The organism is Chromobacterium fluminis (genome assembly GCF_011602385.1).
GTDB classification, from domain to species: Bacteria; Pseudomonadota; Gammaproteobacteria; order Burkholderiales; family Chromobacteriaceae; genus Chromobacterium; species Chromobacterium fluminis.
Window position 1 is genome coordinate 37,536 of the sequence record NZ_JAAOMA010000006.1, and the last position, 14,582, is coordinate 52,117.

Consider the following 14,582-nt stretch of genomic DNA (forward strand, 5'->3'; position numbering starts at 1 on the left):
ATTCCGCCGCTGATCCACTCCCTATTGGACACTGACCTCTATAAATTCACCATGCTGCAAGTGGTGCTGCACCAGTTCCCCGCCTCGCACGGCGAGTACGAGTTCAAGTGCCGCAACCGCCCGGACATGCCGCTGACCCAGCTGAAGAAGGAATTGGAAGCGCAGTTGGACTGGTTGTGCCAGTTGCACTTCACCCAGGAAGAACTGATCCACCTGCGCACGTTGCGCTTCATCAAGAGCGACTTCGTCGATTACCTAGAGCTATTCCATCTGCAGCGGCGCTTCATTACCGTGTCCTGCCAGGACGAGGAACTGGTGATTCGCATCAAGGGCCCGCTGGTGCAAGCGATGTTCTTTGAAATCTTCGTGCTCGCCATCGTCAACGAACTGTATTTCCGCCGCCTGGATTCAGCCGAGGTCCGCGCCGAGGGCCTGCGCCGGCTGGAAGCCAAGATTGCCGTACTGGAGCGCTTCCGCGACAGCGAGGCCGCTCAGCAGCGCTTTCCCTTGCTGATCGCCGATTTCGGCACCCGCCGCCGTTTCAGCCGGGACTGGCAGCAACACGTGGTGGAACGCCTGAACACCGCGCTCCCGGACATTTTCCGCGGCACCAGCAACGTCTACCTGGCCTGGAAGCTGGGCATCACCCCGATAGGCACCATGGCTCATGAGTTCTTCCAGGCCTTCCAGGCGCTGGGGGTGCGGCTGCGCGACTTCCAGAAGGCGGCATTGGAGTCCTGGGTGCAGGAATACCGCGGAGACCTCGGCATCGCGCTGACCGACGTGGTGGGCATGGACGCCTTCCTGGCGGACTTCGACCTTTATTTCGCCAAGCTGTTCGACGGCCTGCGCCATGACAGCGGCGACCCCTATCAATGGGGCGAGAAGGCGATCGCGCATTACCGCAAGCTGCGCATCGACCCAGCCACCAAGATGCTGACCTTCAGCGACGGCCTGAGCGTGGACAGCGCGCTGGACCTGCACCGCCACTTCAGCCCGAATATCCAGGTCAGCTTCGGCATCGGCACCCACTTCACCAACGATATGGGGCTTGAGCCGCTGCAAATCGTGCTCAAATTGGTCAGCTGCAACGGCCAACCGGTGGCCAAGCTGTCCGACAGCCCGGGCAAGACCATGTGCAGCGACGAAACCTTCCTCGCCTATCTGCGCCAGGTATTCAAGGTGGCGCTACCTGTCTGAGCCCTCCGCGGACGCCAGCGCGCTCAGCACTTGCCGGCGCGCCTGTTCGGACAAACCATCCCCCACCAGCGCGACCGTCTGCCTGCCCAAGGCTTGATAGACGGCGCGCAACTCTCCGTCGTCCATCGCCTGCAAATGCAGAGCCACCGTCGACGCATCGCCGCGCGCGATGGGCCCGGTCAAGGCCTCTTGCGGCCCCAGCGCCAAGGCATTGCCCAGCGTCTGACGCATCAACCCTCCTAGCAAAGGCGTCAACAGTTCTTCCGACACGCCGCCCTGGCTGGCCAGGCGGCGCGCGATGGCAATCAACGTCACTAGATAATTGGACGCCACCGACAAGGCCGCGTGATAGGCCGGTTTGCCGCCGTCGGCCAGCTGAAACGGCCGACCGCCTATGGCCTGCGCCAATTCCCTCAAGGCAAGGCATGCTTCGGCGTCGCCCTCCAGCGCGCACAGCACCTCGGAAAATCCTTCAAGCGCGACAGCGGGATCGGCGAAGGAAAACGCAGGATGCAGGCTGCCGACATGCGCGCCGCGCGCCGCCGCCGGCCGCAACAATTCGGACCCGCTGACGCCGCTGGCGTGAAACACCACCGCGCCGGACGGCACGCCGGCCGCAGCCAGCCGCTGCGCGCAATCGGCGATCGCCGCATCCGGCACCGCCAGCAGATAAAGATCGGCGGCGGACAAATCCGCCCACTCCGTCACCGGCCGGCCCGCGCCGATGAAGGCGCAGGCGGCGGCGGCGGAATCCGCGTTGCGCGTCATCACGTCCCGCACGCTGTAGCGGCCTGAACGCCGCGCCAACGCCGCCAAGGTCTTGCCCAGGCGCCCCGCGCCTATGATATTCATTCGAATCACGCTTCCTCCTGGAAATTTCAAGCCGCCCGCGCGAGGCGCCAACCCCGGCGCAGACAAAAAAACAGCCTTGCACGATAATGCCGGCATGGACGCCTCGCATCGACGACGCCTGCCTCCGGAGAAATCCCATCATGAAGCTCGCCGTTTTTCTCGGCCTCATCGCCGCCGTCTGCCTCTACCTGATCACGCTATACAACGCGCTGATCAATTTGAAGCACCAGCTGACGCAAAGCTGGGCCAATATCGACGTCATCCTCAAACAGCGACACGACGAATTGCCTAAGCTGGTGGAGGTATGCCGGCAATACGCCCAGTTCGAACAGGAAACTCTGACGCAGGTCATGGCCGCCCGTGGCGCGGTGGCCGATTCCGCCCGGGCCCGGGACCCGGAAGCCCTCGGCACCGCGGAAAGCCGCCTGCATGGCCTGATCGGCCAGCTGTACGCGGTGGCCGAGGCCTATCCGGCGCTGCAGGCCGATCAGCAATTCGCGCAATTAAGCGCGCGCATCAGCCAACTGGAAGAAGCGCTGGCCGATCGCCGCGAACTCTACAACGAGGCGGTCAAACTCCACAACGCCCGCATAGAACAATTTCCCGACGTGCTGCTGGCCCGCTTATTTCACTTCCCGCCGGCCCGGCCGCTGCGCTTCGCCGCCGCGGAAACCCGCGACGTGGACGTGAAAGCGCTGTTCGCGCGCAACTGACATGCCGGCGCTCTCTTCTCTGCTGCCTGGCCTGGGGCTGGCCCTATATCTGCTGGCCGCCGCCCTATGGGTTCTTGGCGGAGAAGCCCGCCACGGTCTGCTGATTGCAGCCATGGTCGGGCTGATAAGCTGGCGTATGAACTACCGCCATTATCGCCGGGTGGCGGACACGCCCACCTCTAGGCTGGGCAGCGCGGCCCTGGGGCAAGTCGAACTATGCGGCCTGGCCCGCTGCCATCCGAACGCGCCCAACTACAGCCCTTTGAGCGGCCGACGCTGCGCCTGGTACCGCTGCTGGCGCATAGACGAGCGTCGCAAGCTGGACTGGGAGGACTGGCTGGCCTGGGCCTTGCAACGCTCCAACCGGCTGGCGACCAGCGCCAACCCGCCGGATGTCAGCAGCGACGACAGCTTCCTGCTGGTGGACGGCGACGCGGAAGCCACCATCCTCCCCGGCGCCGCGCAAGTAGCCGCCCGCAGCCGGCGCCGCTGGCACGAAGACGGCCTGCTGCTGATAGAGGAATGGATAGACGAAGGCGAGGCCATCTATGTCCGCGGCCAGTTGCGACGCCTGGATTCGCGCGCCAATGCTCTGGACTTGCGTCTGGACATAGGCGCCAAACTGGCTGAATGGAAAAACGACAAGGAAGACCTGTTGCGCCGCTTCGACCTGGATGGAGACGGCCAACTCAGCGAGCAAGAGTGGTCGCTGGCGCGCGCGGCGGCGCAGCGCGAAGTCGTCGCCCTGCAGCAGGAACTGGCGCGACAGCCGGCCTCCTTGTTGCTGAGCGGCGACGAGCAAAGCGGGCCGCTCATCATCACCACCCTGTCGCCGGAGCAAAGCGCGAGATGGTTCCGCCTCCGCGCCTGGCTGCACGCCGCCGTGGCGTTTGCCTGTGTATTGGGCTGGCTCAAGCTGACTCGGTTCTAAACCACTATACTGAAACAAGAGCACTCGCCACTCGGCAGGAGCGCACATGATCCGCCTGATCTACAGCAGTGCAGCCCATCACCCGGTTTCCGCCGAAACCATGCATAACCGTATCCGCCGTTTTCGCGACTACAACCAAAGCCAGGGCATCGCCAGCGTGCTGCTGATGCTGAACGACGACTTCCTGCAAATACTGGAAGGCCCGGAAGACGCCATCGACGCGCTCTATCAACGCATCGCGCGTGACCCCCTGCACCATCAGCTGACCTTGCTGTCGCGCGAGGAGATCGACCACCCTATGCTGGCTAATCATCCACTGGAATACCTTGCCCCGGCGCCGCAAGCCGACGGCAAACCGCTGTCCGCGGCCTCCATCGCCCGGGACGCCGGCTGGACCCTGCACGGCAAGGTCCAACACGTGATACAAAGCTTTCTCGACGGCAAATGGCATCACCACCTGCCCAACGGCATGAATCCGCAAGTACTGCGCCGCGGCTGAATCTAGCTATATAGTGTCTCGAGATCAAGCACGGCTTGCGCAAGCTTTGTTCCCTCTCTTTCGGCCCTCCCCTTGTCTCGCATACCCGCAAACAAACGTTAACGCTCCGCAGCGGTCAGCGCCTGGTCGATGTCGGCCAGAATGTCGTCGATATGTTCGATGCCTATCGACAAACGCACCATTTCCGGCCGCACCCCGGCGCGCAGTTGCTCCTCAGCCGACAGTTGGCGGTGGGTGGTGGTGGCTGGGTGGCAAGCCAGCGATTTGGCGTCGCCGATATTCACCAGCCGGGTCACCAATTGCAAAGCGTCGATGAAGCGCCCGCCGGCCGCCGCGCCGCCGCGGATGCCGAAGGACAGCACGCCGGAAGCCCGACCGCCGAAGTAACGCTGTGCCAGGCCATGGTCCGGGTGATCCTCCAGCCCGGCGTACTCAACCCACTCCACCGCCGGATGAGCACTCAGATGCCCGGCCACTTGCTGCGCGTTGGCGCAAATGCGGTCCATGCGCAGCGCCAGCGTCTCGATTCCCTGTAGAATCAGGAAGGCGTTGAACGGCGCCAGCGCCGCACCCATATTGCGCAGTGGCACCACTCTCGCCCGCGCGATATAAGCCGCCGCTCCCAACGCTTCCACATAGTTGACGCCGTGGTAGCTGACGTCCGGGGTGTTCAAACGCGAAAAGCGCTCGGCATGCTCGGCCCAGGGGAAGCGGCCGCTATCGACAATCGCGCCGCCTATGCTATTGCCATGCCCACCCAAATACTTGGTCAGGCTGTGCACCACGATATCGGCGCCGTGCTCAAACGGCCGACATAGATAAGGCGACGGCACCGTGTTGTCGACGATCAAGGGCAGACCGCGGCGATGCGCTTGCTCGGCGAAAGCGGCGAAGTCGACCACATTGCCCAGCGGGTTGCCGATGGATTCGCAAAACACCGCCTTGGTGCGCGCATCCGCTTTTTCTCCGATTTGCTCCGGGTGACGGTGACTGACAAAACGCACCTCGATGCCCAGCTGCGGCAGCGTGTGGGCGAACAAATTGTACGTGCCGCCGTACAAGGTGCTGGTGGCGATGATATTGTCGCCGGCCTCGGCAATGGTTTGTATCGCATAGGTGATCGCCGCCATGCCGGAAGCCACCGCCAGCGCGCCTATCCCGCCTTCCAGCGCCGCCACCCGCTTTTCCAGCACATCAGTGGTCGGGTTCATGATGCGAGTGTAGATATTGCCCTGCACCTTGAGATCAAACAGATCCGCGCCGTGCTGAGTGCTGTCGAAAGCGTAGCTGGTGGTTTGGTACAAGGGCACCGCCACCGCCTTGGTTGTCGGATCCGGCGCATAGCCGGCATGCACCGCCAGGGTTTCCAGTTTCATCTTGTCGCTCCTTCCTTCTATTAGGGTAAGTCGCACAGCGTTCGCCTATGCCACCCGCTTACCTTAACCGGGAACCAAGACCAACAAAAGAAACTAAACCCAAAACCGTAGAACCAAACAATCTATGCCTCCGAGAACACCCGCCATTGTCACGGCATTGTTTTATTGCCAGACCAAATAAATCGAATTGTATTTTGTAAACAACAAGTTGCCGCTCACACATCACTATACAAGCTCTAAGAACCACAAGATATCAGGCTATTTACATAGCCAACGCTTTCTATTATGATTCAGATACGAATTCATTTTGATGTGCTTCTTGCAGCATCGTGAATTCTCTTCAAGTCACGTTGATTTTTGAGCCCGCCTCCCTGCGGGCTCATTTTTTTTGCCCATCACGCTTCCTCCCCTCCCCTGAAAAACCTGCAATACTCATACAGCATCACGCTTTCAGCTCAATAGTGTTTTTTTACAACAGTGATCTCCCTCTGGCTAATTTTGCATTTTCCCCATTTCCTTCATTGGCTTAAGCAGACATTCACATGTAAAACCACACACACAAAGCAACAATTGGTTGCTGATTTGCAACACCACATTTACCGAAAAGTTGCATTTACACAACTTAGCCAATAGCATTTGCTCACATTCCTAAACCCATATAAAAGGATGACTTGACCATGAAAAAGAGTCTGATCGCCCTGCTGGTAGCTACTCTGCCGGCTGCAGCTTTCGCTGACGTGACCATCTACGGCAAAATCAAAGGCGGCGTTGAATACGTTGACAATGGTTCCACCAAGCAAACCAACATCGACGACCTGGGTTCCCGTATCGGCTTCAAAGGCAAGGAAGACCTGGGCAACGGTCTGAAGGCTATCTGGCAAGTTGAAACCGGTTTCGCTGTTGATGGCACCGGCAAAGCAAATGATGATGGCTCCGCCAACAGCAGCAGCGGCACCTTCGCCAACCGCAACTCCTTCATTGGCCTGCAAAGCGATCTGGGTACCGTACGCTTGGGCAACGTGTCCAACTTCCTGGACAGCGACATGGGCATCGTTGACAGCTGGGAATACAAGAATGACGCTCTGGGTCTGGGTGTATTCACCCGTGACGGCACCCGTCTGAAGAACTCCATCCGCTACGACCTGCCGAGCATCGCAGGCTTCAGCGCCGCTCTGCAATACGGCACCAAAGAAGACAAAAGCAAGAACACCAAAGCTCGCGAAACCACTATCGTTGGCCTCGGCTACGAAAACAGCGGCTTCTTCGGTAAGTACGCTTACATCCATGAAAGCAAAGCGCTTGTTGATAGCGTGAAAGACGGCACCGGCGCACCTTTCAGCGTGAACCAGACCGCTAACGACAAGCATCGCCTGGAAGTTGGTTACAACGCCAACAATCTGTTGGTTGCCTTCGGCTACCAGCAGCAAAAAGGCGGCATGGACATCGTTGGTTGGAGCAAATATATTGCTCCGGGCTTTGTGATCCCCGGCAACTTCGACGGCAATACCAAAGTTAAAACCCGCGAATACGCTCTGACCGCTGCCTACACCCTGGGCGCCTTCACCCCAAAATTCACCTACGCTCGCGGCGACAAGGTTGAAGCAGGTGGCGTGAAGCTGAACGACACTGGCTACAACCAGTACGTTCTGGGCGTTGACTACGCGATCTCCAAGCGCACCACCTTCGGCGCGCAATACGGCCAGATCGACGTTAAAGGCGGCGTGAATGATGCCAACAAGGATCTGAAGGCCTTCGGCGTAAATATGATCCACGCATTCTAATTTGTCGGTTCGACGCAAGAACCCACGAATATGAATGAGAAAAAGGCCCGCGCAAGCGGGCCTTTTTCATTGCTTAGGCGTTCTATTCACCATCAGATTAAACAATGGCGGCCAAAGGCACACAGTCTAGAAACGCCACACCAAACCGAACCGGGACCACTTACTCCGTCCCCTAATCTCGGCTCTGCTCAACAATAGGTGAAGCTCCCCTAGCCCGGGCTTCAACTGTCCCCCGCCCCCCAACAAGCGGCCATGAAAAAGGGCAAGCCAAGCTTGCCCCCGACCGAACAACCACACAGAACCTCTCAGGCCGAAGCGGCCTCAAACGCCCAGGTATCCTCCAAGCCAAATTCCGCCCAGCACTCGCCCTTGGGCTTGGCCTGCTGGCCAAAGGCGCGCAAGCGCAGATCGCCGTGCTGTAACAGGTATTCCCAGCGATCACCCAGATACATCGACGCGATCAGCCGCGCCGGCAGGCTGTTGCCGCCCGGCTCGTCCTGCACGCGCAACCGCTCCAAGCGGATCACCGCCTCCGCCTGCTGCCCCACCTGCAAGGCCTGCCTCGCGGTGGCGCGCAGTTGCCAGCCCTCGCCCTGCAAAGTGACGCTGTCGCCGTCCCGAGCGGCCACCTTGGCCTGCAGTGTGTTGTTGGCCCCCATGAATTGCGCGGTATAAAGGGAAGCCGGCGCGGAATACAAGTCGGTAGGACTGCCGGCCTGTTCGATGCGGCCGTTCTTCAGCAACAAAATCTGGTCCGACATCGCCATCGCCTCGCCCTGATCGTGAGTGACGCACAAGGCGGACAAATTCATCGACACGATCAGTTCGCGCAGCCAGGCGCGCGCCTCTTCGCGCAGCTTGGCGTCCAGATTGGACAAGGGCTCGTCCAGTAGAATCACCGGCGGGTTGTAAATCAGCGCCCGGGCGATGGCCACGCGCTGCTGCTGCCCGCCTGACAATTGATGCGGATAGCGCTCGGCCAAATGCCCCAGCCCCAGCTTGTCCAGAATCTGCCTCACCCTCGCGGCGATCTCCGCCGCCGGAGTCTGGCGCAGTTTCAAGCCATAGCCGACGTTCTGCGCCACGGTGCGATGCGGCCACAAGGCGTAAGACTGGAAGACCAGGCCGAGGGAACGCTGCTCCACCGCCAGATTGCAGCCGGCGGACGCGTCGTACAAGGGACGGCCGTCCAACAGGATTTGACCGGCCGACGGCTGCTCCAGCCCGGCGATGGCGCGCAGCAAGGTAGTCTTGCCGCTGCCGGAAGCGCCAAGCAAGGACACCACCTGGCCGGCGGCCAGATCAAAGGAAACGCCCTTCAAGATTGGATTCTGCTCGTAATTCAGATGCAGATCGCGCACGCTCAGCTTAGTCATGCAGTTTCACTCCCAAACGCAAGGCCAGCGCCAAGCCGGCGCCCACCATCAAAATATTGATCACAGACAGAGCCGCCACCTGGTCCACCGCGCCGGTAGCCCACAAGGACACGAGCAAGGAACCGATCACCTCGGTGCCGGGCGACAACAAATACACCGCGGTCGAATACTCCCGCTCGAAAATCATGAAGATCAGCAGCCAGCTGGACAACAGGCCGAAACGGATCAAGGGCAGTGTCACGTCCAAGCTGGTCCGCCTCTGGCTGGCCCCGGCGGTACGGGCGGCCTCTTCCAGTTCCGGCCCCACTTGCAACAAGGCGCTCTGCACCAGGCGCATGCCATAGGCCAGCCAGACCACGGTGTAGGCCACCCAAATCGACAACATACTGTTCTTGACGCCCTGCAGGCCAGGCACAAACAAGAACACCCACAGGAAGGCCAGGCCGGCCAGGATGCCCGGTACCGCGCGCGGCAGCAGCACTAAGTAATCCAGCATACGCGCGCCCCAATCGTGGCGGCGATGGCCCGCGAAACCAACCAGGGTGTAGAAGCCCACCGCCAGCGCGCCACCGATAATGCCGACACCCAGGGTGTTGACGATGGCGCGGACGATGTTGTCCTCTTCGAACACCAGCGCGTAATGATCCAGCGTCAAGGCCTCCAGCAAGGACACGCCCTCGCCCCAGTGACTGACCACCGAACGCAGCGCGATGCCGGAAATAGGTACCACCACGGTGAGGAATAGCCACAACAGCACGATGGCCAGCGCCAGATATCGCCACGGCCCCAGCGACAGCGGATGCTGGCGACCGGCCTTGCCCTTGAGCGCGACAAAACGCTGAGCGCTGCGCAACAGCCGACGTTGCAACAGGACCAGCGGGAAGGTGACGGCGATCAGACACACCGCCACCGCGGCCATCAGGTGATAGGACGGCACGCCGAGTTTATTGGTCAGCTTGTACAGATAAGTGGCCAGCACCAAATGGCCTTCCGGATCGCCCAACACCAGCGGCAGGCCGAATACCTCGAAGCCGAGAAACACCACCAGTACGCCGGCAAACAACATGGAGGGCATCACCATCGGCAGGCTGACGTCGCGCGCCACGCGGAAGGGGCTGGCGCCGGCCACCCGAGCCGCCTCTTCCACGTCCGAGCCCAGATTGCGCAAGGCCGCCGACGCGTACAGATAGACATGCGGCACATGGGTCAACCCCGCCACTACCGCGATGCTGAGCAGCGAATAAATGTTCCACGGCACCTCTTCCACGCCGAACCACTGCTTGAACCACAAAGAATAAAAACCCACCGGCCCGGCCGCCACCACGTAACCGAAGGCCAACACCATGGGCGACACGAACACTGGCGTCAGCAGCAAGGGCTCCAGCCAGCGCCGGCCGGGCAAGTCGGTGCGCGCCATCAAAAACGCCAGCACCCCGCCCAGCGGAATGGCGATCAGCGCCATGCCGGCGGCGATCACCAGCGAATTGCCGAGCGCGGACCAGAAATCGGGATCGGCGAACACAAAGCGATAGGCGACCAGCCCCACGTTTTTGTCCGCCATGAAAAAGGGCTGATCCAGCAGGCTTTGATAGATCACCAGTGATAGCGGGGTCAATACCAGCAGGGCCAGCGCGCCCAAAACCAGCCAACGGCCGGCAGCGCTCCCACGTGGCCAGCCGCCGTGGGCGGCGGCCTTGGCCGCCTCGGCGGGGGCTGCCGGATTAATCGAGGAATTCATGCTTGCTCCCAGGCCTGCGCGCAGGCCTCTGCGCCGTCCGCGCGTGGCGGACGGCTGATTCTGTCATTGGAAACGTCGGCCGCAATGGCCGGAAGGGGACGCTATTTCTTCAGCGCCTGCTGCCACTGACGCATGAAATCCAGCCGCTTGGCCTGGTCCAGATAGACCAGCAGGCCGGTGCCCACCTGGATGGGCTTGGCGCTGCCGCCCAATTGCTGGTTCAAGGCGGCGATGGAAGCCGCGCCGCTCACGTCGCCGCGCAGCGAGAACAGCTCGGACTGGTTGGCCAGCACGCTCTGGCCGCGCTTGGACAGCAAATAGTCCAGCCACAGCCGCGCCGCGCCGGGATTGCGCGCCTTCTTGGAGATGATGGCCAAGCGGCTGACCACCTGGGTGTAGTCCTTGGGATAGACGTAGCCGATGGCCGGGTCCTTTTTCGCCTTGGCGTAAGCGTAGGAACCGAGGATGTTGTAGCCGATCAGGTTCTCGCCCGAGGAGATCCGCTCCATCATCGCGCCGGTGGAGGTCTGCAGTTTGACCCCCGTGGCACCCAGCGTACGCGCCAGTTCCCAGGCGCCGTTGGCGTTATGGCGCACGTCCTGGGTCAGGAAGTTGAAGCCGACGCCGGACTTTTCCACATCGTAAGTGGTGACCTTGCCCTTGAAACGAGCCGGATTCGCTTTGAGGATGCGCACTAGGTCGGCGCGGGTCTGCGGAATTTCCTCCGGCTTCAGCAAACGCTTGTTGTAGACGATGGCCACCGGCTCGTATGTGGTGCCGTAGGCTTGCTGCTGATAATGCGCCCAAGCCGGTAGATTGGCCGCTTCCGGCGAAGCGTAGCTGGCGGCGTAGCCGTCATTGACGAACTTCACTTGCAAATCCATCGCCGAGCTCCACACCACATCGGCGCTAGCGCTGTTGGCCGCGTTCTCGCTGATGAAGCGGTTGTAGATCTCGGTGCTGTTCATATCGTGGTATTCCACTTTGACGCCGGGGTACAAGGCTTGGAAATCCTTGATCAAGGGCCTCGCCGCGGCGCTGTCTGTGGCCGAATACACCACCACCTTGCCCTCCTTGAGGGCGGCGTCCACCAGACTCTGGTAAGCGGCGGGATAGCCGGCGGGCAGCGCCGCCCAGGCGGCGGCGGAGCCCAGCGCACAGCACAGCGCGGACAGGCTTCTGACTCTATTCATGGTGTTGCTCCTAGGTAGATGAAGATGTTCGCGACATCTTTCGAATCGCGCAGCTCTATTGGCTTCGCTTCCCCAGCCATGATATTAGAGTAAAGCTTTCAATCCGCTTTCAGTGACCCAACCATGCGCCTGCTCTTGGTGGAAGACAATCCGGCCTTGTCCGAATCGCTGGCCCAGGCCTTGCGCCAAGCCGGCTTCGCCGTGGACTGCATGCTCAACGGCAGCGACGCCGATCATGTGCTTCGCACCCAGGACTACGCGCTGGCCATCCTGGATCTGGACCTGCCCAAACTCAACGGCTGGGAAGTGCTGCGCCGGCTGCGCGGCCGCAAGCAAACGTTGCCAGTGCTGATACTGACCGCGCACGGCTCGGTGGAAGAGCGGGTGCGCGGGCTGGACCTGGGTGCCGACGACTATCTGGCCAAGCCCTTCGACCTCAACGAACTGGAGGCGCGGGTGCGCGCGCTGATCCGCCGCAGCCACGGCCGCGAAAGCCCGCTGCTGGAATTAGGCCCCCTCAGCTACGACAGCGTCGGCCGCCAGTTTGAGCTGAGCGGCGACGCGCTGCACTTGACGCCGCGCGAACACGCGGTGCTGGAAGTGTTGATGTTGCAAGGCGGCAAGGCCATAGGCAAAAGCCAGCTATCGGAAAAGATTTTCGGCCTGGATGAAAGCGGCAGCGCCGAAGCCATCGAAATCTATGTGCACCGCTTGCGCAAAAAGCTGGCCGGCCAGCCGGTTTCCATCGTCACCTTGCGCGGGCTGGGCTACCTATTGACCACACCATAAATGCGAACCGCCCTCTCTCGCCTCAAACCCGCCAGCTTGCGCAAGCAATTGCTGCTCGGGCTGTCCATTCCGCTGCTGCTGATGCTGGCGCTGGACGGCTGGATGACTTACAACCGCGCCTTGCAGGCGGCCAATACCGCCTTCGACCGCATGTTGCTCAGCTCCGGTCGCGCCATCGCCGACGGCGTCGCCGCCCATGACGGCGCCGTCAGTGTGGACATCCCCTATTTCGCCTTGCAGATGTTCGAGTCCAACGCCTCCGGCAAAGTGTTCTATCGCGTCAGCCGAGCGGACGGCGCGCTGCTCACCGGCTACGACGACTTGCCGCTGCCTCCGCCGCGCCGGCGCGAGTCCATCCGCTACCAGCCCGACTACATGGACATCCCCTACCACGGCGAAACGCTGCGCTTGCTGACCTTGAGACTATCGGTGCGCGACATGAGCACGCTGCGCAGCCAGGACGTATGGATACAAGTGGCGGAAACGCCGGAGTCTCGAGAACAGCTGGCGCGCACCCTGCTCATCGGCTCCCTGGCGCAGGAGGCGCTGCTCGGCGTCATCATGCTCGCCATCGTGCTGCTGGCGGTCAGCCATAGCCTGCGCCCTTTGCGTCGTTTGTCCCGTAATGTGGTGGCCCGCAAGGAAACCGATCTCAGCCCCCTGCCCAGCCGCGAGTTGCCCACCGAGTTGACGCCCTTGGTGGAAGCGCTGAACCAGCAAGGCGTGCGCTGGCATAAATTGCAGGCGGCGCGCCGCCGCTTCATCGACGATGCTGCCCATCAGTTGAAAACGCCGCTGGCGGTGATGAGGACGCAGGCGGAGCTGGCGCGACGCCAGGCGCAGGAATCTTCATTGCGTCAACAATTGGACAAATTGCTCGCCTCGCTGGACAGCGCCAGTCATGGCGTGCACCAGCTATTGCAACTGGCGCGGGTGGAGCCGGACAACGGCCAGGCCATCGAACTGGACGACATGGACCTCGCCGCCTGGGTCCGGGAGTGGGCACTGGAACAAGCGCCCTGGGCGCACGGCCAAGGCGCGGATCTGGGTTACGAGGGAGAAGATACGGTGCGGATACGCGGCAACGCCGGTCTGCTGCGGGAATTGTTGGGCAACCTGCTGGACAACGCCATCCGCTACCATCCCGGCAACGGCGACGCGCGGATCACGATCGCGGCCGGCGCGTTGCCGGCGCCGTGGCTGCGCGTCGACGACAACGGCCCCGGCATCGCCGAAACGGAACAAGACAAGGTATGGCTGCGTTTTTATCGCATCGCCGGCGCAGCCAGCAGCGGGAGCGGCCTGGGTTTGGCCATTGTCAGGGAGATCGCTCACCGGCACGGAGCGGCGGTGGAGTTGAGCCGCAACGCCGGAGGCGGGCTCAGCGTCAAACTGCAGTTCCCCCCGACCGGCGGCGAAGCGGTTTAGAACGGAAGCTGGTACAAAGGGTTACGGCTATCAGCGCCTTCCGCGCGGATGCGCTCCAGTTCGGTGCGCAAGGCGGTCAGCAACCACTGTTCGCGCATTTTGTCCCCTTCCGGATGTTCGTTCAGCATTCGGTACAAAGCCATGCCGTGGAAGGTGGTCATCATGGTCAACAAAGTGGCGAAGAAGCCGGTAGAGATCGCGTAACGCGGAAACAGCGATGCCATCATCGCAACGAAGCGGTCGCGGAAGTAGTTGCTTGAGCTGGCCAGGAAGATTTCTCGCAAGTCGGCGGTGGTTCGCGCCGCCATCAGCAGTTCCATCAACACGATGTGGCGCGGCGACAGCACCAAGGCCTTCATCAGCGCGACGATTCTCTCCTCTTCCGGCATCGTGCCGGGCATTTCCGCCGCCAGCTTGAGGCCGGCCTCGAAAATATCGTCGACCACCTTGCGCCCCACCGGCAGCATCAGTTCGTTCTTGGTGGCGAAATGGCGGAATAAGGCCCCCTGGGAGACACCGGCCCGGCTGCAGATCAACTGCACGCTGGTACCGTGATAGCCAAACTCCAGCAGACACTCGATGGCCGCTTCCACCAGTTTCCCAATGGTGGACTCCCTACGACTTTGTTGTGTTCGTCTAGTTTGCATTATATTCTTATGTCATGTTTATCCCAACCAAGGTTTGATGATACGCGAAACTTTTGCCA

General features: G+C 61.5%; 13 protein-coding genes. 7 read left to right on the forward strand and 6 right to left on the reverse strand.

Annotation, left to right across the window (positions count from 1 at the left end):
• Positions 1 to 1,200, forward strand: coding sequence for a nicotinate phosphoribosyltransferase (gene pncB, locus HA052_RS06135; RefSeq protein WP_166451319.1), 1,200 nt, complete (start codon positions 1 to 3; stop codon positions 1,198 to 1,200).
• Here pncB and HA052_RS06140 read toward each other — a convergent pair.
• Positions 1,189 to 2,052: a Rossmann-like and DUF2520 domain-containing protein gene (locus tag HA052_RS06140; RefSeq protein WP_240937291.1), complete on the reverse strand. Its 864-nt coding sequence runs from the start codon at positions 2,050 to 2,052 to the stop codon at positions 1,189 to 1,191. The two genes, pncB and HA052_RS06140, sit on opposite strands and share 12 nt — an antisense overlap.
• 140 nt (positions 2,053 to 2,192) lie before the next feature.
• Between HA052_RS06140 and HA052_RS06145 the strand changes: the two genes are divergently transcribed.
• The 3 genes from HA052_RS06145 to HA052_RS06155 are packed head-to-tail and all read left to right on the forward strand — an operon-like array spanning position 2,193 to position 4,195.
• Positions 2,193 to 2,765 (forward strand): LemA family protein, encoded by a 573-nt coding sequence (locus tag HA052_RS06145; protein ID WP_166451237.1) that lies wholly within the window; start codon positions 2,193 to 2,195, stop codon positions 2,763 to 2,765.
• A 1-nt stretch (position 2,766) separates the two neighbouring features.
• On the forward strand, positions 2,767 to 3,696 hold the full coding sequence (locus HA052_RS06150) for a hypothetical protein (RefSeq protein WP_166451238.1): 930 nt from the start codon (positions 2,767 to 2,769) through the stop codon (positions 3,694 to 3,696).
• Positions 3,697 to 3,742: 46 nt separating this feature from the next.
• Positions 3,743 to 4,195 carry a BLUF domain-containing protein gene (locus tag HA052_RS06155; RefSeq protein ID WP_166451239.1) on the forward strand — a complete coding sequence of 151 codons (453 nt, stop codon included), beginning with the start codon at positions 3,743 to 3,745 and terminating at the stop codon, positions 4,193 to 4,195.
• A 98-nt stretch (positions 4,196 to 4,293) separates the two neighbouring features.
• Here the strand turns inward: HA052_RS06155 and HA052_RS06160 are convergent, their stop codons facing one another.
• Entirely contained in the window at positions 4,294 to 5,571 is a 1,278-nt protein-coding gene (locus tag HA052_RS06160; RefSeq protein ID WP_166451240.1) for an O-acetylhomoserine aminocarboxypropyltransferase/cysteine synthase family protein, read from the reverse strand.
• 677 nt (positions 5,572 to 6,248) lie between these two features.
• Here HA052_RS06160 and HA052_RS06165 point away from each other — a divergent pair.
• Positions 6,249 to 7,352 (forward strand): porin, encoded by a 1,104-nt coding sequence (locus HA052_RS06165; RefSeq protein WP_166451241.1) that lies wholly within the window; start codon positions 6,249 to 6,251, stop codon positions 7,350 to 7,352.
• A 305-nt stretch (positions 7,353 to 7,657) separates the two neighbouring features.
• On the opposite strand, the gene HA052_RS06170 is transcribed toward HA052_RS06165, so the two are convergent.
• The 3 genes from HA052_RS06170 to HA052_RS06180 all read right to left on the reverse strand — a co-directional run bounded on the left by HA052_RS06170 (position 7,658) and on the right by HA052_RS06180 (position 11,659).
• A complete protein-coding gene (locus tag HA052_RS06170; protein WP_166451242.1) occupies positions 7,658 to 8,728 on the reverse strand; it encodes an ABC transporter ATP-binding protein in 1,071 nt (356 codons plus the stop codon).
• Positions 8,721 to 10,466 (reverse strand): ABC transporter permease, encoded by a 1,746-nt coding sequence (locus tag HA052_RS06175; protein ID WP_166451243.1) that lies wholly within the window; start codon positions 10,464 to 10,466, stop codon positions 8,721 to 8,723. Before HA052_RS06175 ends, HA052_RS06170 begins: the two co-directional genes overlap by 8 nt.
• A 101-nt stretch (positions 10,467 to 10,567) precedes the next feature.
• A complete protein-coding gene (locus HA052_RS06180) occupies positions 10,568 to 11,659 on the reverse strand; it encodes an ABC transporter substrate-binding protein (RefSeq protein WP_166451244.1) in 1,092 nt (363 codons plus the stop codon).
• A gap of 123 nt (positions 11,660 to 11,782) precedes the next feature.
• On the opposite strand from HA052_RS06180, the gene HA052_RS06185 reads away from it, so the two are divergent.
• Both HA052_RS06185 and HA052_RS06190 read left to right on the forward strand, forming a co-directional pair.
• Positions 11,783 to 12,448 carry a response regulator gene (locus HA052_RS06185; protein ID WP_166451245.1) on the forward strand — a complete coding sequence of 222 codons (666 nt, stop codon included), beginning with the start codon at positions 11,783 to 11,785 and terminating at the stop codon, positions 12,446 to 12,448.
• On the forward strand, positions 12,449 to 13,876 hold the full coding sequence (locus HA052_RS06190; protein ID WP_166451246.1) for a sensor histidine kinase: 1,428 nt from the start codon (positions 12,449 to 12,451) through the stop codon (positions 13,874 to 13,876).
• Here HA052_RS06190 and HA052_RS06195 read toward each other — a convergent pair.
• Positions 13,873 to 14,523 carry a TetR/AcrR family transcriptional regulator gene (locus HA052_RS06195; protein ID WP_081546138.1) on the reverse strand — a complete coding sequence of 217 codons (651 nt, stop codon included), beginning with the start codon at positions 14,521 to 14,523 and terminating at the stop codon, positions 13,873 to 13,875. The two genes, HA052_RS06190 and HA052_RS06195, sit on opposite strands and share 4 nt — an antisense overlap.
• Positions 14,524 to 14,582 lie beyond the last annotated feature (59 nt).

Bases quoted from the DNA above. Each gene is read 5' to 3' on its own strand.
- HA052_RS06145 (WP_166451237.1), top strand. From the start codon at position 2,193: ATGAAGCTCGCCGTTTTTCTCGGCCTCATCGCCGCCGTCTGCCTCTAC.
- HA052_RS06155 (WP_166451239.1), top strand. From the start codon at position 3,743: ATGATCCGCCTGATCTACAGCAGTGCAGCCCATCACCCGGTTTCCGCC.
- HA052_RS06170 (WP_166451242.1), bottom strand. From the start codon at position 8,728: ATGACTAAGCTGAGCGTGCGCGATCTGCATCTGAATTACGAGCAGAAT.
- HA052_RS06150 (WP_166451238.1), top strand. From the start codon at position 2,767: ATGCCGGCGCTCTCTTCTCTGCTGCCTGGCCTGGGGCTGGCCCTATAT.
- HA052_RS06140 (WP_240937291.1), bottom strand. From the start codon at position 2,052: ATGAATATCATAGGCGCGGGGCGCCTGGGCAAGACCTTGGCGGCGTTG.
- HA052_RS06160 (WP_166451240.1), bottom strand. From the start codon at position 5,571: ATGAAACTGGAAACCCTGGCGGTGCATGCCGGCTATGCGCCGGATCCG.
- HA052_RS06175 (WP_166451243.1), bottom strand. From the start codon at position 10,466: ATGAATTCCTCGATTAATCCGGCAGCCCCCGCCGAGGCGGCCAAGGCC.
- HA052_RS06190 (WP_166451246.1), top strand. From the start codon at position 12,449: ATGCGAACCGCCCTCTCTCGCCTCAAACCCGCCAGCTTGCGCAAGCAA.
- HA052_RS06195 (WP_081546138.1), bottom strand. From the start codon at position 14,523: ATGCAAACTAGACGAACACAACAAAGTCGTAGGGAGTCCACCATTGGG.
- HA052_RS06180 (WP_166451244.1), bottom strand. From the start codon at position 11,659: ATGAATAGAGTCAGAAGCCTGTCCGCGCTGTGCTGTGCGCTGGGCTCC.
- HA052_RS06165 (WP_166451241.1), top strand. From the start codon at position 6,249: ATGAAAAAGAGTCTGATCGCCCTGCTGGTAGCTACTCTGCCGGCTGCA.
- HA052_RS06185 (WP_166451245.1), top strand. From the start codon at position 11,783: ATGCGCCTGCTCTTGGTGGAAGACAATCCGGCCTTGTCCGAATCGCTG.